13 protein-coding genes are annotated in these 20,387 nt (G+C 68.1%); all 13 read left to right on the top strand.

The genetic code is table 11. The features are described 5' to 3' along the window. Position 1: 1 nt before the first annotated feature. The 13 genes from ACVWYS_RS13385 to ACVWYS_RS13325 all read left to right on the top strand — a co-directional run bounded on the left by ACVWYS_RS13385 (position 2) and on the right by ACVWYS_RS13325 (position 20,376). Positions 2 to 982, top strand: a complete 981-nt coding sequence (locus ACVWYS_RS13385) for a ribose-phosphate diphosphokinase (protein WP_018774662.1) — start codon at positions 2 to 4, stop codon at positions 980 to 982. Positions 983 to 1,236: 254 nt separating this feature from the next. After that, positions 1,237 to 1,833 carry a 50S ribosomal protein L25/general stress protein Ctc gene (locus ACVWYS_RS13380; protein WP_091250696.1) on the top strand — a complete coding sequence of 199 codons (597 nt, stop codon included), beginning with the start codon at positions 1,237 to 1,239 and terminating at the stop codon, positions 1,831 to 1,833. Positions 1,834 to 1,955: 122 nt separating this feature from the next. Further along, positions 1,956 to 2,543 (top strand): aminoacyl-tRNA hydrolase, encoded by a 588-nt coding sequence (pth, locus tag ACVWYS_RS13375; RefSeq protein WP_116766042.1) that lies wholly within the window; start codon positions 1,956 to 1,958, stop codon positions 2,541 to 2,543. Between the two features lie 197 nt (positions 2,544 to 2,740). After that, positions 2,741 to 5,485, top strand: coding sequence for a LuxR C-terminal-related transcriptional regulator (locus ACVWYS_RS13370; RefSeq protein WP_456507208.1), 2,745 nt, complete (start codon positions 2,741 to 2,743; stop codon positions 5,483 to 5,485). Further along, positions 5,463 to 8,174 carry a LuxR C-terminal-related transcriptional regulator gene (locus ACVWYS_RS13365; RefSeq protein WP_456507207.1) on the top strand — a complete coding sequence of 904 codons (2,712 nt, stop codon included), beginning with the start codon at positions 5,463 to 5,465 and terminating at the stop codon, positions 8,172 to 8,174. Before ACVWYS_RS13370 ends, ACVWYS_RS13365 begins: the two co-directional genes overlap by 23 nt. A 236-nt stretch (positions 8,175 to 8,410) precedes the next feature. Continuing rightward, positions 8,411 to 11,152: a LuxR C-terminal-related transcriptional regulator gene (locus tag ACVWYS_RS13360; protein WP_456507206.1), complete on the top strand. Its 2,742-nt coding sequence runs from the start codon at positions 8,411 to 8,413 to the stop codon at positions 11,150 to 11,152. A 95-nt stretch (positions 11,153 to 11,247) separates the two neighbouring features. Further along, entirely contained in the window at positions 11,248 to 13,992 is a 2,745-nt protein-coding gene (locus tag ACVWYS_RS13355) for a LuxR C-terminal-related transcriptional regulator (RefSeq protein ID WP_456507205.1), read from the top strand. 601 nt (positions 13,993 to 14,593) lie between these two features. Next, positions 14,594 to 16,198 carry a sugar transferase gene (locus ACVWYS_RS13350; RefSeq protein WP_456507204.1) on the top strand — a complete coding sequence of 535 codons (1,605 nt, stop codon included), beginning with the start codon at positions 14,594 to 14,596 and terminating at the stop codon, positions 16,196 to 16,198. A 54-nt stretch (positions 16,199 to 16,252) separates the two neighbouring features. After that, a complete protein-coding gene (locus tag ACVWYS_RS13345; protein WP_456507203.1) occupies positions 16,253 to 16,714 on the top strand; it encodes an adenylyltransferase/cytidyltransferase family protein in 462 nt (153 codons plus the stop codon). Positions 16,715 to 16,731: 17 nt separating this feature from the next. After that, positions 16,732 to 17,883, top strand: coding sequence for a DUF1972 domain-containing protein (locus ACVWYS_RS13340; protein WP_456510289.1), 1,152 nt, complete (start codon positions 16,732 to 16,734; stop codon positions 17,881 to 17,883). After that, a complete protein-coding gene (locus ACVWYS_RS13335; protein WP_116766050.1) occupies positions 17,880 to 18,680 on the top strand; it encodes a CDP-alcohol phosphatidyltransferase family protein in 801 nt (266 codons plus the stop codon). Before ACVWYS_RS13340 ends, ACVWYS_RS13335 begins: the two co-directional genes overlap by 4 nt. Continuing rightward, the gene (locus tag ACVWYS_RS13330; protein ID WP_456507201.1) at positions 18,677 to 19,453 is read left to right on the top strand and encodes a hypothetical protein; all 777 of its coding nucleotides are present in this window, start codon (positions 18,677 to 18,679) and stop codon (positions 19,451 to 19,453) included. The genes ACVWYS_RS13335 and ACVWYS_RS13330 overlap by 4 nt, the downstream gene beginning before the upstream one ends. Further along, entirely contained in the window at positions 19,450 to 20,376 is a 927-nt protein-coding gene (locus ACVWYS_RS13325) for a hypothetical protein (protein WP_456507200.1), read from the top strand. The genes ACVWYS_RS13330 and ACVWYS_RS13325 overlap by 4 nt, the downstream gene beginning before the upstream one ends. Positions 20,377 to 20,387: the final 11 nt, after the last annotated feature.

Raw genomic sequence — 20,387 nt, 5'->3', positions numbered from 1 at the left:
CATGAGCGAAATTACGGCACACGGCGAAAAGAAGCTGGTGCTGGCCGCGGGGCGCGCGCACCCTGAGCTGGCGAAAGAGATCGCCAAGGAGCTGGGCACCGAGCTGCTGCCGCTGGACGCCTACGACTTCGCCAACGGCGAGATCTATGTGCGCGCCGGCGAAAGCGTCCGCGGCACCGACGCCTTCGTGATCCAGGCCCACCCCGCCCCGCTGAACAACTGGCTCATGGAACAGCTGATCATGATCGATTCGCTCAAGCGGGCCTCCGCCAAGCGCATCACGGTCGTGTCCCCGTTCTACCCCTACGCCCGGCAGGACAAGAAGGGCCGCGGCCGCGAGCCCATCTCGGCACGCCTCGTTGCCGATCTGTACAAGACCGCCGGCGCCGACCGCATCATGAGCGTGGACCTGCACACCTCGCAGATCCAGGGCTTCTTCGACGGCCCCGTGGACCACCTCATGGCCATTCCGCTCCTGGCCGACTACATCCGCACCCGCGTCGGCTCGGACAAGGTTACGGTCGTCTCCCCGGACACCGGCCGCGTCCGCGTTGCCGAGCAGTGGGCCGAGCGCCTCGGCGGCGCGCCGCTGGCCTTCGTGCACAAGAGCCGCGACCTCACCGTGCCCAACCAGGCAGTCTCCAAGACTGTCGTGGGCCAGATCGAAGGCCGCACCTGCGTCCTGATCGATGACATGATCGATACCGGCGGAACCATCTCCGGCGCCGTCCAGGTGCTCAAGAACGCCGGCGCCAAGGATGTCATCATCGCCGCGACCCACGCCGTGTTCTCCGACCCGGCAGCCCGCCGGCTGTCCGAGTCCGGCGCCCGCGAGGTGGTGGTCACCAACACGCTGCCGATCACCGCGGACAAGCGCTTCCCGCAGTTGACAGTGCTGTCGATCGCGCCGCTGATCGCGCGCGCCATCCGTGAAGTGTTCGACGACGGCTCCGTCACCAGCCTGTTCGACGGACAGGCCTAAGCCGGCCGGCGGCGGGCCCGGTTTCAGAAACCGGGCCAGCCGCTGGTAGCCTTGTACCGAAACCTTGGCGAGGGAGAGCGCCGGTCAACCGTATACACGGAGAGCCGGAGTGCTGGTCTCCGTTATCGACTGGGTCTGAATCTCCTTCTGAAGGTCAGCTGCACGGCAGCCCGGCGTTGAAGGTCGCAGACAGACCTCCGCCCTTGCTGAACACCGTTTAGTCCCACAGCTTGAAATCCCACGAGGAGATATCCATGTCTGAGCAGAAGCTCGCAGCAGAAGTACGCACCGAATTCGGCAAGGGCTTCGCCCGCCGCGCCCGCATGGCCAACCTGATTCCGGCCGTCATCTACGGCCACGGCGCCGAGCCGATCCACATCACCCTGCCGGCGAAGGCCACCACCCTGGCCGTCCGCAAGGCTAACGCCCTGCTGACCCTGGACATCGACGGCGAGCAGCACCTGGCCCTGGTCAAGGACATCCAGCGCAACCCGATCAAGCAGATCATCGAGCACCTCGACCTGCTGACCGTCCGCACCGGCGAGAAGGTCACCGTCGACGTCCCCGTCCACCTGACCGGCGAACTGGCTCCGGGCAACGTGTACAACCAGGAAATGACCACCGTCTCCCTCGAGGCCGAGGCAACCCACCTGCCGACCGCCATCGAGGTCAGCATTGAGGGCCGCAGCGCCGGCGAGCACATCCACGCTTCCGACCTCGTTCTGCCGAAGGGCTCCGTCCTGCTGGCCGACGTCGAGGCTCTCGTCGTTCACATCTCCGAGGCCACCGAGGTCTCCGAGGAAGAGGCTTCGGCCGACACCACCGAAGGATCCTCGGTCGCCGCCGAGTAATTCCGGCGATTTCACCGGCGGCCGGGTCCCTCAGGGGCCCGGCCGCCGTCGTCTCTGAACCCGTCGTATTCCGCGCCGGAGCCGGCACTCCCGCCTGACCTGGCCCACCGAAGGACTGATCCATGACCGACACCTGGCTGATTGTAGGCCTTGGCAACCCCGGACCCGAGTACAGCCACAACCGCCACAATGTCGGCCAGATGGTCCTGGACGAACTCGCCTCGCGCGCCGGCGGCGGCTTCAAGTCCCACAAGGCCCGTGCCCAGGTCCTCGAAGGGCGCCTTGGCATTGGCGGCCCCCGGATCGTGCTGGCAAAGCCGCTGTCATATATGAACGTCTCCGGCGGGCCGGTCTCGGCCCTGGCACAGTTCTACGGGATCGACCCCGCCCACGTCATTGCCGTCCACGATGAGATCGATATTCCCTTCGATACCGTGAAGCTGAAGCTCGGCGGCGGCGAAGGCGGCCATAACGGACTGCGGGACATCTCGAAGGCCCTGGCCACCAAGGACTACCTGCGCGTGCGGGTGGGCGTCGGGCGTCCGCCGGGCCGGATGGACACCGCGGACTTCGTCCTGCGTGACTTTTCCGCCCCGGAGAAGAAGGACCTGCCCTTCCTCATCGATACCGCGGCCGACGCCGTCGAAGTCCTGGTCAAGGACGGCCTGCCCGCCGCCCAGCAAAAATTCCACCCGGCCAAGGCCCCATAAATCAGGCTTAAACACGCACCAGCCCGGCCCCGTATCAGGGGCGGGCGGGACGCGAGTATCCGAATAGTGGGTTTTCTTCCCAAGCTTTCGGCATTCCAGCTATGATCTGTCTACTCTCATGTCGGGGGATAGGGATACGCTACTTCTAAGTGGGCAGTCTGGGGTTGCTGTCTACAAAGCGGTACGAAGGAAACTACATGTCGAGGGATTCGCTGGGCTGGGGGAATGTTTCCACTACATTGGCACCCGCCGAAGAAGAACATGCCGCCGGTCCGGTCGCGAGGCACGGATGGTCCGGTTTGGCGCGGAACGCCGATGCCGAGCGCGTCCGGACGGAACTGCTTGCGCAGGACCGGATGGGCGTTGTTATCACCGGCGACCGCGGCGTAGGCAAGACCCTCGTCGGCAGGACTGCCCTCGCGGGGTTCGGCCCCGAGGTGTACACCATCCAGCTCCGCAGCTCAGGACCGGGGTCGGCAACGCCGTACGGCTGCCTCGCCTTCACCCTGGCTCGGCTCCCGCAGAGCTCCCTTGGCTCGCCGACCGCCATTCTGCACGGAATTACGTCCCTGATCCGCGACGACGCCGCCGGCCGCCAGTGCGTGATCCTGCTGGACAACGCCGGCGCCCTCGATGAACTCAGTACCGGGGTCCTGCTGAACCTGCTGCAGACCCGCACCGCCCGGCTGATCGCCACGGCCCAGCGCACCACGGACCTTCCGCCTGACTTCTACTGGCTCATCACCTCGGGCCAGCTTGCCGAGGTCCGGCTCGCCAACCTGACCGAGCTCGAAACGCTGGAGGTCCTGCAGTCAGCCCTGGGCCACCGGGTCTCGACGGCACTGGCAAGCCAGCTGCACCAACTGGTCGGCGGCAGCCCCACGCTCCTGCAGGCCGTCGTGTCAGAACAGATCGAACGCGGAAACCTTGTCCTGTCCGGATCGGTCTGGACCCTGGTCGATGAGGTCGTGCTCGACGGCCGGACGGCGCTGGAAGACATTGTCCGGGCCAGATACGCCAGGGAAACACCCGAAGCGCGGGAGGTCATCGACGTCCTCTCCTGCGCCCGGACGCTGCCCCTGTCACGGCTCGCCCGGATGTACAGCCCCGGTATCATCGCCGACATGGAAGAGGCCGGCCAGATCGTCGTGGACCGCACGGACCGGCACCTCGTCACCCTGGGCGACCGCTACCTCGGCGATATCGTCCGGAACTGGCTCAGTGTGGAACGCCGGCTGGAGCTGCGGGACAAGGTCCCCGGACACCAGGAACAGGAACTCGACGAACTCACCGTCGAGGACCTGCTCGCCTATGCGGCCTGGACCCACGACTGCCACGCCCAGCTGGCACCCGCGCACGCGCTGGCGGCCGCCAGCGCCGCCGTCAAGCTCTTTGACCCGAAGTTTGCCCTCAAATGCGCCGGGAGCCTCTCTCCCTCGGACCCTGAATGGGCCGAGGGACAGCTCCAGAAATCGGCGGCCTACCTCCAGCTCGGCCTGCCCCTTCAGGCCATGTCGGCGCTGGACGATGTCTCGGAGCGGCAGGTCAACGACCTCGAGGCCGAGACCTTCGCCGAATTCATTGCGGCGAAAGCCGACTGCATGGCCTGGCTGGAAGACCGCTCCGGCAAGGTCCCCGAACTCCTCCGGCAGGCCCGGGTCCGGCTTCAGGACTTGAGCCTGGACGAGCCAGCCGCCGGCCCCGCCGCACTCTCGCGGGCCGCGCTGCGGCTGGATCTGTGCGAGTTCAACTACTTCTCTTTCATCGGGGATTTCGAGCCCATGATGGCCCGCCTCACCGCCGCGGCCACCACAGACGTCCCGGGCGCGGACCCCGTGCACCGGCTCCGCTCGGCCATCATCCTGATGGAAGCCTTGTCCATGACGGGTCGGGAACTCGACGCCAAAAAACTCATGCGGGAACTCGGCGGGCAGCTGGGCGAGTGGTCCAACGTGCCGCGCATCCGCGAAAACTTCGCCTGGCGCTCCTACAACGTCCTGCTCCTGTCCGGCCTGTGGCGCCAGGCCATCGACATGCTCAAGGACGCGAGCGGCCGGGCCGGGCACGGACTCCATTCCGGCAGCGCCGCCACCGACCTCGCCGTCGGTCTCGCGTACGTCTATGCCGGCCGCGGCTACATGGCGCTGGACCCGCTGCTGGCCGCAATCGCCCAGCTTGAGGTCCGGGCGAGCCTGCAGTCCCTGCGCCAGGCCTACGCCGCAACCGCCTTCGCCTACGCCCAGACCGGCAACTCGGTCCAGGCAACCATCTACCTGGACCGCGCCCGCTCGGCTGACGGACCGGCCCGCTTCGCCGTCAGCAGCTCCACGGAGTTCTGCATGGACATGGCCTCGCGGTGGCTCGGCGACCCGGAGGCCAAGGACCGGCTGGTGCGGTCCGCAGAGGCACATTTCCGGAAAGGCCGCTACACCCTCGCCGGCATCTGCATGCTCGGGGCCACCGTCAACGGAACCGTCAAGGATTATCTCTACATGGAGGAAATCGCCGGGCTGAGGCAGGGGCCGCTGGCCGAACTGTCCCGCACGGTCGCCGTCGGCAGCCGGAAGAAGGATGCCGCGATCATGCTCCAAGCCGCCGAGCAGGCCGCGGCCCTGGAGCTGGACGCCGTCCAGGCCAGGTGCGCGGCGCTCGCGTTCGATTTCGCCAAGGGCGCCGGACTGACCGCCAGCGCCAACACCGCCTACAGCATGCTCGAGAGCCTCTCGGAGTCGGTACCGGCGCTGCCGATCATGCCCCGCAACAAAGGCCCTCTGCTCACGGAACGGGAGCGGCAGATCGCCACCCTTGCCGGGAACGGGGTTTCGAACAAGGACATCGCCCTTGAAGTGGGCATTTCCGTCAGAACAGTGGAGGGCCACCTGTATCAGGTGTTCACGAAGCTCGGCGTTTCTTCGCGAAGTGATCTGCTTGGACTCATCTAGGGGCACGGCGGGAGCCCCCGGCACCGAGGCGTCCCGCGCCTTGACCGGGAGGTCGGAAGATTTGATGTCGGCCGTGGAGTCCCTTCAGGGCGGCAGCCATGTGGCGGTATTCGTCCTAGGCGAAAGCGGGATGGGCAAGTCCAGGCTCATCGAAGCCGTGGTCGCGGAGCTGGGCCCGGACGTGACGCCGGTGCGGATTCACGGCAGTGCGTCGCTGACGAAGGTTCCCTACGGTGTCCTTGGCCCCTTCATCGTCGAACTCCCGGTCCAGGAGGCGACATCGCAGCTGGCCGTGCTGAGGACGCTGTGGTCGCACCTGGAAGAAGAGAAGCGCGCCACCCAGAAGCCCCTGCTGCTCATCGTCGACGACGCCCACGACCTCGATGAGGCGACGGCGGGAATCCTGGCCGAGCTGGCCGCGGCAGGCTGGGCGAAACTGCTGGTGGGCGCCGCCGCCCGGCCCGGACTGCCGGAGCCGCTCCTGCAGCTGTGGTTTGAAGGCATCGCCGAGCGGCATGACCTGCGGCCCCTCACCCTGGCTCAGACCACAGAAATGCTGGAGGGCGAGCTCGGCTCGCAGGTGCTGCCCAACGTCGCGGAGATCCTCTGGGAGGCCTCCGGCGGCAACCCGATGCTCCTCAACGGGCTCCTCGACGACGCCAAAAAGGACGGGACGCTGCTGCGCCGCAACGGTGTCTGGTTGTTCACCCGGCATCTGAACAGCCACGGGGACCGGCTGACCGACGTCGTGCGCCGCCAGCTGCTGCTGCGCTCGCCGGAAGAGCGGCAGGCACTGAACCTGGTGGCCCTGGCCGAACCCGTGTCCCGTGAACTGATCGAGTCCGTGGCCGGGGAAGAGGCCGTGGGGTCGCTGATCGACAGCGAACTGATTCGTGTCACGGGCTCCGCCGGCGGTGAGCTGCGGCTGTGGCACACCGTGTACGGGGACACCCTGCGAAACCTGATCTCGCCGGCCAGGAGCCTCCAGCTGCGCCAGAGCCTGCTGCGCCGCATGGACAGCGAGCCGACGTCGGCCGAAGGACTGTTGCGCCACGTGAGCTGGTCGATCGAATGCGGCGCGGAGGTCGAGGACCGCCAGCTCCTGAGGGCCGCCGTCCTGGCCAGCCGGCTCTACGAGGACGATCTCGCCCGCAAGGCGGCCGCTCTCGTCAAGGACCCGGACCTGCAGATGGCGGCCCGCGCCGTGATAGCTCGGACCCGCTACAACGCCTCCGACTACGTTGCTGCCTGGGAAATCCTCGACGCCGATTTCGGCCAGGGCGGCAACCTCACCAGCCTGCTGACCGGATCCCTCCTGTGGGCCGCGGTGATGTGCGCACTGGGGTACACGCCTGCCGAGATCATGCAACGGGCACAGGCGCTGCAGCCTGCCGGTGAACACCTGGCCGAGGCCCAGCCGGAGAACGCCGAAGCCATTCGCGCCGCCATAACGGAGCGACTGAACACCATGGAAGCCATGGTCCTGGCACTGGCAGGCGAGTACCCGCAGACCCCTGCCACGGCGGACGCGGCCGCTACCCGGCCGGCGGCCAACAACCTTGAGGCGGCGTTCCGGCTCTCCCTCGACGCGGAGCGGCTCCTGGCCACCGGCAAAGGACTGAGCGCCTTTGCCGTGATGTCGCAGGCAGTCGAGGCCGCCGGAGCCGACCACGATGAGCTGTACTTCCTCACGGATTTCCTCGTGGTCCGGTCGGCCGCCGCCGCGATCCAGGCCGGGGACTGGCAGGCCGCGGAAAACCTCCTGGCCGCCTTTGTCGCCGGGTCAGGGCCAAGCTTGATTTCGTTCGGCGGGGGAGTCCACGCGGCCCACGGCATCATCCTCCTGTACCAGGGCAAGGCCGCGCAGGCGCTGAACACCCTCAGCGCCGCGCTCGAAGCGCTGCGGCTCACCGATCCCCAACAGCTGTTCGCCCTCACGGCGGCCATGGCTTTCGCGGCGGCCGCCGAAGTCGGTGCGCAGACGAAAGCGGAGCTTTTCCTTGCCGACTTCGAGGCCGCCCCGGCGGCGCTGCCGCGGTACATGCACTCCCTGGCCATGATGGCCGTGGTCTACGGAAAAGCCCGGCTCGGGAACTACCCCGGCGCCATCGCCGAACTGAAGCGCCTCGGACGCCCGCACCCGGAGATGAACACAGCCGGCCTCGAACTCGAGGCTCTGGCCCTTTGCCTGGCCTTAGGGGACACCGACTCGGCGCCCCAGCTACTGGAACTGCAGGCCGGGCTCGAGGGCCCCCGGCCGGCCGCGATCTGCGCCTATGCCGCAGCCATCAGCACGGACAACGCCGCAGACCACCTGGAGGCCGCGAAGACCTGTGAGGCTGCGGAACTGTGGACCTTCGCCGCCCTTGCCTACGACGCGGCGGCGCACGCCTACCGGGCCGCGGGCGATACCCTTAGGGAGCGCATGGCGAACTCGCAGCGGAAGCGGTGCCTGGACCGGGCCGACGACCTTCCCGGTGAGGATACGGCCAAGAACGACGACTCGCTGGGCATCCTGACCCGCCGGGAACGCGACATTGTGGCGCTCGCAGTACGCGGCCTGACCGACCGCCAGATCGCCGCCGAACTCCAGGTCTCCGTCCGGACGGTTGAAGGCCACCTCTACCGCAGCTACGCCAAGCTCAACGTCAAGGGCCGTGAACAGCTACCCGGAATTGGCGGTCGCTAAGCCCGGAGGCAGCCGTTTATCCGGGGCTCCGGGAGACTACGCTCAGGGACACGTGAGGCTGGGTTCCGACTACTTGGTTTGGACCCGGCAGCCGTGCGGCCGCAACTGAGTACAGCTACGTAGAGCCGGCCGAATACTCGCTGCGTAATCGAGTACTACTTACGCATACCGAAAATACGCGTAGTCAATACGGTGGAGGTATCACCGCTCAAACTTTGATTGCGAAGGTCTCTCATATGTTCCAGCAAGACGCCGGCTTGCCTGCGGGCAGCGGCCAGACAGAAGCAATGTTTCCGGCGCAACGAAACGGCCACGGCCGGAACAAAGACAGACCCTTCACCCGCCAACAGCTCGTTGCCGACGTCGTGCAAACCCTGACGTCGGGTTCCGGGTGCGGCATAGTCCTCGTGGGCGACCACGGGGCCGGCAAGTCCTTTATCGCCCAGCGCGCCATTGAGCAGCTCGGCGACGAGTACCTGGTGGTCCAGGTCAGGGGCAGCTCGATCTCCTCCAAACTTCCCTACGGTGCCCTGAGCGTCCTCCTGAACGACCTCGACGCCTCCCACCTCGAGCACCCCCTGATGGTGTTGCGCGGGCTGACCCAGCTGCTGCACAACAAGTCCGAGGGGCGGCAAATCGTCCTTTTCGTGGACAACGCCCATGACCTCGACGAGCTCTCGAGCATGATGGTGGCCCAGCTGAGCGCAGGTGCCCATGTCACGCTGCTGGCGGCGTGCGTGGACATGCCTCACGTCGGCGGCGACATCATGGGCCTGTGGAAGGATGACCTGCTCCGGCGGGTGGACCTTGGCCCGTTTGACTTCGCCGAGACGGCCGCAACACTGCACCATGAATACGGCGGTCGGTTCTCCCTGACGGCCGCCCGTGCGCTCTGGAGCGCGAGCGGGGGCAACGCCCTGTTCCTCCACTCCCTGGCCCGCGAACAGATCAAGCTGGGCACAGTGGTCCGCCAGGACGGCGTATGGTTCCTGGGCAACGGCCCGATCGCCTTGACGGGCGAGATCCGGGACGTCGTGAAGGCCCGCCTGAACCGGCTCGGCACCGGCCAGCGCGACGTCTTTGAACTGCTGGCCCTTGCCGGGGCGGTCCCGCTGCAGACCCTCATGCTCATCGCCAACCCCCAGGATATGGACGCGCTCCAGGAGCGGACCCTGATCCGGGTGACCCATGACCATCCGCCGATGGTCAGCGTCGCCAACCCGGTGACGGCCGGAATCGTCGCGAGCGTTGTCCCGCCCGGACGCAGCGCCGAACTCCGCCGCCGGCTCACCGCCGTGCTCCAGGAGTCCGACGCCCTGGACGCCGGTGGCTCCACCGGCGTCGCCTGGGCGCTGGACTGCGGGGAGCAGGTGAGCCCGGAGGTCGCCCTGGCGGCGGCCCGCGCAGCCAACAGCGCGTCCGACCCCGCAGCCGCCCTGCGGTTCGTCCAGGAGATCGACGGCGGCGAGCCCGCCGTCCCCCTGGCCATCGAATCCGTGACCGCCCACATCTCGGTAAACAACGATGAGTCCGCACACCGGGTCCTGGAGTCGCTGGACAAAGAAGCCCGCGGGGAGCTTCCGCTGGCCGAATGGACGGCCCTGCAGCTGCTGCGCGCAGAGCTGGAAAAACGCAGCACTGCTCCGGGAACCGATCCCCGGGCACGGCTTCGGGAACTCGCGGAGCGGCTCGCTGCCGAGCCTGCGGAGCTCGGCTCCGCCGTCAGCGCGGCGCGGGAGCAGCTGCGCCTGGCCGAGGCCGAGCTCGCCGCGTTCCAGGGACGCTACGCTGATGTCCTTGCCACGACCGACAGCATGGACACGGCGGACCTGGGCAGCGAACCGCGGCTTGTGACCGCCAGCGTGCGCTGCGAGGCCCTGGCTGTCAGCGGCAACGTCGTGCACGCGATGGTCCTGGGCAAGCAGATCCTGGCGGCCACCGCGAACGTGCGGCTCACGGACCGCGCGGTCCGCGAGATCCGCGGCAGGTTCCTGCTCCTGCTGCTGCTCTCGGCCAAGTTCAGGGAGGCATCCGCCTACCTCGAGGAGACGTATGCCGGCGGAGAGCCCCAGACCCGGCTCGGGGGGATGTTCGAGATCGGGCAGGGCGTCATTGACCTGCACTCCGGACATCTCGACGATGCCCTGTCCAGGCTTCAGGCGGGCAGGTGGCAGCTCCTGGCCCAGGACCCCGACGCTTTGGCGGGCCTGGCTACCGCGGTCTGTGCCTATGCCGCCGCCCTGCAGGGCGAGGAGGAAACGGCTGCCGTCCTGCTGGGCGACCTTGCCCAGCCCGGGACACCGGCGGCGTGGCTGGTTGGACGGCTCACCCGTTACTTCGAACTCTCGGCCCAAGCCGAGCTCGGGCAGAGGGCCATGTCCATCCGCGCCCTCACGGCCGAGGCAGACAGCGACACGGAATCCTCGGCCCTGGCCCCGGCGCTCCTGTTCCTGTCCGCGGCCGCCCGGCTGGGAGACCGCCAGATGGGCCAGAAGCTGGACAGCCTGAGCAGCCGGGTGACCGGACAATTCGCGGCCCTGTGCTCGCGGCTCGCCGAGGGCATGAGGGAGGCCGACAGCGAACAGTTGCTAGGGGCGTCCAAGGACGCTGACGCATCCGGCAACGCGGTCTTCGCCAGGGATGCGGCCCGGAAAGCCGTCAGCTGCGCCAACGATGCCGGCAACCGGATCGCGCTGCGGATCGCCCAGCGGGCGCAGCAGTCACTCGATGACAAGTTCGGCAGTCCCAAAAACGGTCTGCATTCGCTCACCACCTCGACCCTGACGGCGAGGGAATGCGAAGTCGCGGTCCGCGCCGCTGCCGGCACGTCCAACCGCAAGATCGCGGAACAGATGCACGTATCGGTCCGCACGGTCGAGGGACACCTCTACCAGGTGTATTCGAAGCTGCATGTCGCCAGCCGATCGGAACTCAAAGATGTCATCTCAACTCCGGCAGACAGCTCCCGGCTCGGCTGACGCCAGCACGGTCCGGGCAACTGCCCGGACGGCTGACGCCGGCACGCTCCGGGCAGCTGTCCCGGGCAAGCAGAGGACGGCAGGAAGAACCGGCGATGGAAAGCCTGACTGAGACCGCCCCGCTGATCGAGCGATCGGCGCTGGTCAAGGACCTGGTGCGTTGCCTGCGCGACGACACCAGGTCAGGTGCACTCGTGGTCGGCGGGGCCGGGACGGGCAAGACCGCCATCGTAAAGGCCGTCATCCGCGAACTCGGTCCCCGCAGTCACATCATCCGGCTAACAGCCACCCCGGCTCTGGCCGCCGTTCCCTTTGGCGCCCTGGCGCCGTACCTGTCCCGGCTTCCCGACCGTGAACTCGACTCCTATGCCGCCGTCGTGGAGGCGATGGCGGGCAGCCTGAAGTCGGAAGCGGAACGCCCTCTGTTCGTCGTCGACGACGCGCATTGCCTCGACCACGGGACTGTCCGGCAGCTGGCGCAGGCCGCTGCCACCGGCGCCGCAGGTATCCTGGTGGCATGCCGGCCCGGGCCGATGATCCCGGAAGAATTCCTGTCCTTGTGGGACGACGGAATCATTGCCAAATTCGATCTTTCCCCGCTCAGCCGGACCGGAACGCACCAGCTGTGCGAACAGGTCCTGCGGGCCGACGTCTCCCCGTGGGTCAGCGCGCTGTTTCATGATGCGGCAGACGGGAACCCCCTCATGCTGATGTCCCTGATTCAGCATGCCCGTAGCAGCGGCGCACTGGGTTTCCGGCACGGCGTATGGTTCCTCCTGGCCAACCCGGACATGGCCCAGGTGCCCGCCGCCGATGTCGTTGACCGGCAGCTGCGCTCCATGACGCCGGAGGAGAAGACCGCAGCCACGATCGTTGCCCTGGCCGGACCGCTCTCCCTGGCCCAGATCCTGCGGATCAGCGGTCCGAAAGCCGTCGATGCGCTGGACACGGCAGGAATCATCGCTGTCTCAGCCGGGCACGACCGGCTGGTACGGCCCGCGAGTCCGATTGTCGGCGAGATCATCCGGCACCGGGTCCCGGCCGGCCGCAGTTCGGCCCTGCGCTCAAGCGTGCTGTCGTTTCCCTCGGCGCGGGCCGCCGTGCCGGGAGCGGCCCTGAACCGGTTGCGGTGGTCCTTGGACTGCGGCGTGGAGATCCCTCCGGTCCAGCTGCTGCACGCCGCTGTCGCCGCGAACACGGCCTTGGATCCTGTGACTGCCGCCCGGGCGGCCGGGGCCATCCGGGACGTCCGGTTCCTCTCCGAAGCACGCATCCAGCTGGCGTATTCGAACTACATCCTCGGGCACCCGGAGGCCGCCGTTGCATCCCTGGAGTCCGCGCAGCCGCTACGCGCCGGACGGTCGTCCTATCTGGCCGCCCTGCTCGCGGCCCGGATCGGGTCCGCGACGCCGGCCCGGAGGCTGCCCGCCGACGCGGGGAACCCGCCCCCGGGCTCTGTTCTGGCCCTTGAACCGCTGTCCGCTGGGGAACCGCCGTCCGCTGTGGATTCGTCGGCGGTGGATTCGCTGGCGCTGCCAGCCGTGCCGTCGACGCAGCCTTCGACACTCGATCCGGAGGAACAGCTCCGGGACGGGGCCGCCGCCGCCGGACTGGCCGCAGAACTGATGAGCCGCACGTGGGACAGCCGCTTCCTGGGAGCCGGAACCGGGTTGCGCGAACTCATTGAATCGGCCGGCACCAACCCCGAAATCCGTGTCCCGGCAGTTTCCCGCCTCGCCGAACTCCTAACGGCTCAGGGCCGCCTGCGGACAGGGCTTCGCCTGGACGGCGAGGCATGGAACGGCGCCCGCAGCGCGAGCGTGGCGCTGCCCCTGGTGTATGAGGACCTTGTAGTACGCCACTGCCTCAACCTGATCCGGGCAGGGGACTGGGACGGACTGGGACAGGTCCTGGACGATTACGCGGCCCGCGAGCCCGGACGGCTGCTCTACAGCGGCGGCATGCTCCACCTCATGCGGGGTTATTCGAGGCTTCGCCAGGGCAGGATGCGCGAAAGCCTCGCCGAGGTGCGGCTCGGCGTGGAAGAACTCACCATAGCCGACCCCCTCAACCTCCTGCCCTTTGCCCATGCCGTCGCAGCCTACGCGGCTGCAGCCGTCGGACGCCACCGTGAGGCCGGCCAGCATTCGCTGGCCTACCGGCTTTCGGATTACCGGGAACCGACAACCCTTCGCCTAATGGCGGAAGCGTACTGCCTGGCGGCGGACCCCGGAGACGGGCCGGACGGGAACAGTGCCCGGGCCCTGGCCCGGCTGGCGGATGAGGCGCTGCGCGAGGGTCTGCGGGGCGTTGAAACCGATATCAGGCGGCTCGCGTTCCGCAGCGGCGACACCTCGGGAGCCGAAGCCCTCGCGCTCAGCAGCAGGGCAGTCGAAGGCCCGGAGGCGCGCCTGCTGGAGTCCTATGCGCGAGCGGTTTCGGCCTGCGACGCTGCCGACCTCATTGGCATCAGCGACGACGCGCTCAACGGCGGCCACGGGCTCCTGGCCCTTGAAGCCGCCCAGCAGGCGGAGCGGATCCTGGCCGACGATCCGGACCGGTGGAGGCTTACCGCAGTCCAGCGCAGGGTCCATCACCGCCTCGTCGAGGCCGGGATGTCGGCGCAGCTGGAGCTTGTCCATAACGATCATGGCGCCGCGCTGACCCCCCGGGAGGCCGAAGTTCTGGAACTGGTGTCCGGCGGTGCCACGAACGGCGAGATCGCCACCGCCCTGTGTGTGTCGCAGCGGACCGTGGAGGGTCACCTGTCCCGGATCTTCGCCAAGCTCGGCGTCGGCCGGCGCGCGGACCTCCTGGACCTCGGCACGCCTCACCCCTGACACTGCACTCCCTGGCTCCCGCCACCTCTGACCGGCCCGCTGACGCCTCTGACCGGCCCTCGTGAGGCCATGACGGTCTGCCGCGCCCTCGGGCACACCCCTCCGGCACTTGCGCCCACACCTGGGCCCCCGGCTGCGCGGGCGGCCGCGTACAGCACGGGTGGCCCGGAGTGCCGGCGGGAGTATCCCCAAGTAGTGCGGCCGCAAACTGGCCGACAGAAGTCGGGTAAACGCTACTCGTGTGTAGATCCGGTCCTGGCGATTGACTTAAGTCAGTCCCACGAACAACTCACAAAGGTCTCAAAATGAGGAACTTCAGGGCGGTAATCGACCGCGGGTATGACCTGCAGGAAAGTGTGGCCTCAAAATCCATCTTGCTTGCTGGAGCAGCCACTGCCACCATTAGAGGTGGTCGTGCCATTACCTCCCTACACCGAACTCCTTCATTGGAATCGTACGGTGCCTTTACCGGCAGCCGTGCGCCAAGGTCGGAGCCGGCGGCGTCAGAGCCTTCTGAGACCGAGGCTCTCCCCCCAGCCGCCGCCGGCTCCCTTAACCGGTCTGCACCCGGGTCCGCGCCGCTGAGAAACGCGGACCCGGCATGAGTGCCGTCGATGAGCGCCGCCGGGGATACCGGTCACGGGGGAGCCGCCTGACGCGCCGGACCCAGCCGGTCCTGGCCTCGAGCGCCGGACCGCTCGGCCAGCCCTGGGCCGCCGCCGACGCAGGCCTCAGCCCGAACGCTCCGGCCGCGCTGGCGGACGCGGAGCTGGTGGACTCGGGCAAGTCCTGGGCCAAACGCTACCGCCGCTGGCTCCGCATCACGGACGCCGCCATCGTCGCGATCGCCGTCGCCGCCGCCTACGCCTTCCACTTCGAGGAAGGCGGACCTGTTTTGTCACGCGGCGGAGCGGGAGGGTCGTACCTCGCCGTCAGCATTGCCTTCGTCGTGGCCTGGGTCCTGGCGCTCGAAGTGCACCGCACCCGTGAGGAGACCGTCCTCGGCATCGGCTCCGAGGAATACAAGCGGGTCCTCGACGCCACCCTCGGCGTCTTCGGCGGGATCGCCATCATCGTGATCGTCGCGGGCATCGATGTGGTCCGCAGCCACTTTGCCCTCGCGCTTCCGGCCGGTGCCCTGCTGCTGCTGATCAACCGGTGGCAGTGGCGCGGCTGGCTGAACCGCCAGAGACTCTTCGGCCACTACCTGTCCAAGGTGATCGTCGTCGGGGAACCGTCGGACGTCGAGTACGTGATCCGGCAGTTCGGCAAGGTCTCCGGTGCCGCCTACGAGGTCGTGGGGGCAGCCCTGCCCGCCGGCTACACCGAAAGCCACGTGCAAATTTCCGCCCAGAGGGTTCCTGTCCTGTGCGACGTCGACTCGGTCGCGGAAAAGGTCGCCGAAACAGGCGCGAACGCCGTGGTGGTGGCGGGACGGCTCCAGGGCGGTACCCGGTCCATCCGGCAGCTGGGGTGGGCCCTGGAAGGCACCCGCGCCGGCCTCGTGCTGGCCTCGAGCCTGACCGACGTCGCCGGTCCCCGGATTCATTGGCGTCCCGTTGAGGGACTGCCCCTCATGCACGTGGAACTGCCCCGGTTCACCGGCGGCAAGCACACGCTCAAACGGCTCGTGGACATCGTGGCATCCGCCGCGGCCCTCCTGATCCTCTCACCCCTGCTCGGCGCCCTGGCCTGGATCATTGTCCGCGACAGCAAAGGACCGGTGTTCTTCCGCCAGGAGCGGGTCGGCCGCAACGGCAAGCGGTTCAAGATGGTCAAGTTCCGTTCCATGGTCACTACCGCCGAACAGGACCTGGCGGCACTGCGGGACCTCAACGAGGGAGCGGGGCTGCTGTTCAAGCTCAAGAACGATCCCCGGATCACCACCTGCGGCCGCTGGCTCCGGAAGTACTCGCTGGACGAGCTGCCGCAGTTCTGGAACGTCCTGAGGGGGGACATGAGCCTGGTCGGGCCGCGGCCTCAGCTTCCGTGTGAAGTCGAGGGGTATGAGGGGGACGTGAGCCGGCGGCTGCTGATCAAGCCGGGCATCACGGGTCTGTGGCAAATCAACGGCCGGTCCAATCTGGGCTGGGACGAGAGCGTCCGATGGGACCTCTACTACGTGGAGAACTGGTCTTTGACCGGCGACATCATGATCCTGTGGCGAACGTTCAGGGTCATTCTTCATCCGGTGGGGGCCTATTAGACGAACTAAACGCCGGTACTGGGCCGGCGTCGAACGGGAAGGTAGCAGTACACAATGGGTCTCAAAATTGGATATGCCCCGGGGGCGTTCGATCTCTTCCACATCGGGCATCTCAACATCCTCAAGCACGCCAAAAGCCAATGCGATTACCTAATTGCGGGAGTCGTGTCCGATGAAATCCTCGAGCAGGTAAAGGGCAGGTTGCCCTTCGTCCCCCTCGCCGAGAGGATGGAGATCGTCGGCAGCATCGGCTACGTGGACAAGGTCTTCGCCGAAGTCGTCCCGGACAAGCTCCAGGTTTGGGAGGAACTTCGTTTCAACGTCTTCTTCAAGGGCGACGACTGGAAGGGCACCCCCCAGGGCGAACGGCTGCAAGCGGCCTTTAGCGCCGTCGGCGTCGAGGTGGTCTATTTCCCCTATACCGTCCACACCTCCAGCTCGGCCCTGCGCACGGCACTGGAACTGATCAATCAGTCCGCAGCGCCGTCGCAGCTGCGGCATGGAGCACGGCGGTGAGCGGGCTACACGTGGCCATGGTCGGGACGCGTGGCGTCCCCGCCCGCTACGGCGGCTTCGAAACCGCGATCGAGGAAGTCGGCCGGCGCCTGGTGGAACGCGGACACCGCATTACCGTGTACTGCCGGGACCGGGGCGAGGGAACGGACAAGCCCGCCGAGCACCTGGGCATGGAGCTTGTCCACCTGCCGGCGATGCACAGGCGGTCCCTGGAGACGTTGAGCCACACCGGTCTCTCCGTCGCGCATCTGCTCCGGCACCAGCCGGACGCGGCAATCCTCTTCAACGCCGCCAACGCACCCTACCTGCCGGCCTTCCGGATGGCGGGCATCCCGGTGGCCACGCACGTCGACGGGCTGGAGTGGAAGCGCGCCAAGTGGGGCAAGGGCGGCCAGAAGTACTACCGGACGGTCGAACGGCTCGCCGTCAGGATGTCTGACGCGCTGATCGCCGACGCCGTCGGGATCCAGGACTACTACCGGCAGAGATTCGACGCCGACACCGTCTATCTCGCGTACGGCGCACCGTTGCTGGCCAAAGGCAGCGCGGAGAAGCTCGCGGCACTGGACCTCACACCGCAGGGCTACCACCTGGTGGTGGCCCGGTTCGAGCCGGAGAACCACGTCCACCTGGTCGTCGACGGGTTCGTCCGCAGCGGATCGACGCTGCCGCTGATCGTGGTGGGTTCGGCCCCGTATTCGAACCGCTACACGAGTGCCGTCCACGACCTCGCGGACGCCAGGGTGCGCTTCATCGGCGGGATCTGGGACCAGGAACTGCTGGACCAGCTGTATGCCAACGCCCTGGTGTACTGGCACGGCCACTCGGTCGGCGGCACCAATCCCTCGCTCCTTCGCGCCATCGGCGCAGGAACGGCGACCAACGCGTTCGACGTCGGGTTCAACCGTGAGGTCCTGGAAGGCTCCGGCCGGTATTTTTCGGACCCCCAGGACGTCGCCGAGCTGGTTGCGGACGCCGAGGGCCCCCACTCCGATGTGGCCGCGCGGGGACAACAAGCGCGGCTGATCGCGCACCGCTTCAACTGGGACCTGGTCGCGGACGGCTACGAGGAGCTCTGCCGTGACCTCGCGCGCCTGCGGGTCCCTTCGTCCCGCGGCGCCTACCGGCTCCCGGCGTCAGCCCAGCAAAGCATAGGGGCCGGCCAGTGACTGCCATCGATCCGCACGTCGACCGTGCTGCCGCCGGGTACTGGGAGACGGTCAGGACCCTGGCTGCCGGCCAGAAGACGGCCGCGCGCAGCGCCCCGGCCTATTCGCGCTACATCAACCGGCGGCTGGGGCGGCTCCTGGCTGCGGCCGCGCTGCGGGCAGGGCTGAGCCCGAACGCGGTGACGGGCATCAGTGCGGTCTTCACCTTCACCGGGATCGCCCTCCTGATGGTCTTTCCGCCATCGGGCGCGCTGGGCATCGGAGTGGCGCTTTGCCTCGTGGCCGGCTACGCCTTTGATTCGGCTGACGGCCAGGTGGCCCGGATGCAGGGCGGCGGCTCGCCCGCCGGGGAGTGGCTGGACCACATGGTCGACGCCGTCAAGACCACCATGATGCCGCTGGCGCTCGCCGTCGGGCTCTACCGCTTTGGCGCCGTCGAACCCTGGTGGCTCCTGGTTCCCTTGGGCGCCGCGGTGGTGTCCTCGGTCCTGTTCTTCGGAATGATCCTGACCGAACAACTGCGGCGCCAGGCCGGACGGGCGTCCGTGGCGGACCCCGGCGGCCGCTCCTGGATCCGTTCGCTGCTCGTGATCCCGATGGACTACGGCGTCCTGTGCTTGTCCTTCCTCAGCTACGGCGTGCTGCCCGTCTTCGTCACCGTCTACACCCTGATCTTCGCTGCCACGGCGGCGTTCCTGGCGCTGGCGTCAGTGAAGTGGTTCCGTGAACTCGCCGCCGCCCAGCCGGTTTCCCGGCCTGCGCCCGAGCAGCCCGTTACGAAGGGAGCCCGGCCATGAACAAGCCGGCCAACACCCCCGCGGACGCGCCGAAGACCACCCGCCGCGCGCGCCTGGTGGCGACGTCCCTCGGGGTCTGTGCACTGCTGGCGATCGGCGGCGTCGCCTGGGCTTCAGGACTGAGCTATTCCGCCGGAAGCGGAGCGTCGCCGGGAGCCCGGCCCGGCACCACGGCCGGCACTCCCGCAGCTGGATCCCCGGACCCGGCTGCCGCTTCGGGCGCACCGGCCGCCGGCGCACCGGCTGCCGGTTCAGGTGCACCAGCCACGGCGCCGACCCCGTCCGGGCCGCCGGAGGTCAACCCCGCTCCCGTGAACCGGACCGGCAAATCGGACCAGGAGCTCGCCGCCATCGCGCAACCCACCGCCGCCCCGGTGGAACTGACGGCCAAGAAAGCGGTCAAAGCCGGCGTGTCGGCGACCATCACGGACATGACGGCCGTCCAGGGCGTGGCCACCGGCATCGGCGAAGTGGCCGGGCCCGCCGTGCGGTTCAAAGTCACGGTGGTCAACGGCACCGCGGCGCCGATCTCACTCGACCGGGCGCTGGTGGATCTCAGCTACGGCAAGGACGACTCACCGGCGAGCCAGCTCAGCGGACCGGACCCTGTGGCCTTCCCGGCGAGCCTTGCGCCGGGCGCCACCGGCACCGGGGTGTTCATCTTCGCTGTCCCGCTCGACGCACGGGACACCGTCAAGATCCACTTCAACCTGGAAGCCGAGACGCCCATCGCCACGTTTGCCGGCCGCGCCCCGTCCGGGAACGCTCCGTGATGCCGGCACCCGGCGGGCTGCCCGCGACGGCTCACCGCCGTATCGTCCGGCGGGCACGCAAGGCAGCCAAACGGGTGCGGGCCGCGTGCGCCCTGGCCTACCTGCGGGGGCGCAATCTTCTGGCACGGGGGCCCCTCACGGGGTCCGCCGGCGTTGTGGTGTCCCTGACCAGCCATGGCGACCGGATCCGCACGGTGGCGTTCGGGATCGAATCCATTGCCCGGGGCACGGTCCGGCCGCAACGCCTCATCCTGTGGCTGGATTCACCTGAGGATATCCAGGGCTGCCCGGCGTCGCTGCGCCGCCTCGAACGCCGGGGCCTGGAAATCCGGGCAGCGTCCAACGACGGGCCGTCCACCTTCGGCCCGCACACCAAGTACTACCCCTACGTCTCGTCCGTGCCGCGGCATACCGTGCCGCTCGTGACGGCCGACGACGACATCCTCTACCCGCCGACGTGGCTGGCGTTGCTGGTGGACGCCGGCGAGCGCCACCCGGATACGGTGAGCGCTCACTGGGTCAGCATCATGGGGACCGCGGGGGACACGGTGGCCGGCTACGCGACCTGGACGCGGGCCCGGGACACCGCCGTACGCGCGGCGAACTTCGCCGTCGGCGTGTCCGGGGTCATCTACCCGCCGGCGATGCTGGAAGAACTGCGGCTGCGAGGAGAGGGCTTCCTGCAGTCCTGCCCGCGCGCCGATGACATCTGGCTCAAGTGGGTGGCGCAGCGCGCCGGCATTCCGGTCCGCCAGATCGGGCCCGTGCCCCGGCACTTCCCGATCATTCCTGGCAGCCAGGGCCAGGCGCTCATGAGAACAAATGTAGGAGAGAACCACAACGATCACTGCATCCGCGGCCTCTTTTCGGCCGGGGATGTGGCGGCGCTGGGTGCCAGTGCGGCCAGTCATCAACTGAACTAAGGGGACAAGAC

The sequence above is a fragment of the Arthrobacter sp. TE12231 genome (assembly GCF_054062895.1).
Note: the sequence above shows the minus strand (reverse complement) of the source record. Positions and strands in the feature narration are given on the sequence as shown.

What these genes read in the sequence shown, in the direction of transcription:
- ACVWYS_RS13340 (WP_456510289.1), top strand. Translation starts at nt 16,732, where the DNA reads ATGGTCGGGACGCGTGGCGTCCCCGCCCGCTACGGCGGCTTCGAAACC.
- ACVWYS_RS13355 (WP_456507205.1), top strand. Translation starts at nt 11,248, where the DNA reads ATGGAAAGCCTGACTGAGACCGCCCCGCTGATCGAGCGATCGGCGCTG.
- ACVWYS_RS13380 (WP_091250696.1), top strand. Translation starts at nt 1,237, where the DNA reads ATGTCTGAGCAGAAGCTCGCAGCAGAAGTACGCACCGAATTCGGCAAG.
- ACVWYS_RS13385 (WP_018774662.1), top strand. Translation starts at nt 2, where the DNA reads ATGAGCGAAATTACGGCACACGGCGAAAAGAAGCTGGTGCTGGCCGCG.
- ACVWYS_RS13360 (WP_456507206.1), top strand. Translation starts at nt 8,411, where the DNA reads ATGTTCCAGCAAGACGCCGGCTTGCCTGCGGGCAGCGGCCAGACAGAA.
- ACVWYS_RS13330 (WP_456507201.1), top strand. Translation starts at nt 18,677, where the DNA reads ATGAACAAGCCGGCCAACACCCCCGCGGACGCGCCGAAGACCACCCGC.
- ACVWYS_RS13350 (WP_456507204.1), top strand. Translation starts at nt 14,594, where the DNA reads ATGAGTGCCGTCGATGAGCGCCGCCGGGGATACCGGTCACGGGGGAGC.
- pth (WP_116766042.1), top strand. Translation starts at nt 1,956, where the DNA reads ATGACCGACACCTGGCTGATTGTAGGCCTTGGCAACCCCGGACCCGAG.
- ACVWYS_RS13370 (WP_456507208.1), top strand. Translation starts at nt 2,741, where the DNA reads ATGTCGAGGGATTCGCTGGGCTGGGGGAATGTTTCCACTACATTGGCA.
- ACVWYS_RS13345 (WP_456507203.1), top strand. Translation starts at nt 16,253, where the DNA reads ATGGGTCTCAAAATTGGATATGCCCCGGGGGCGTTCGATCTCTTCCAC.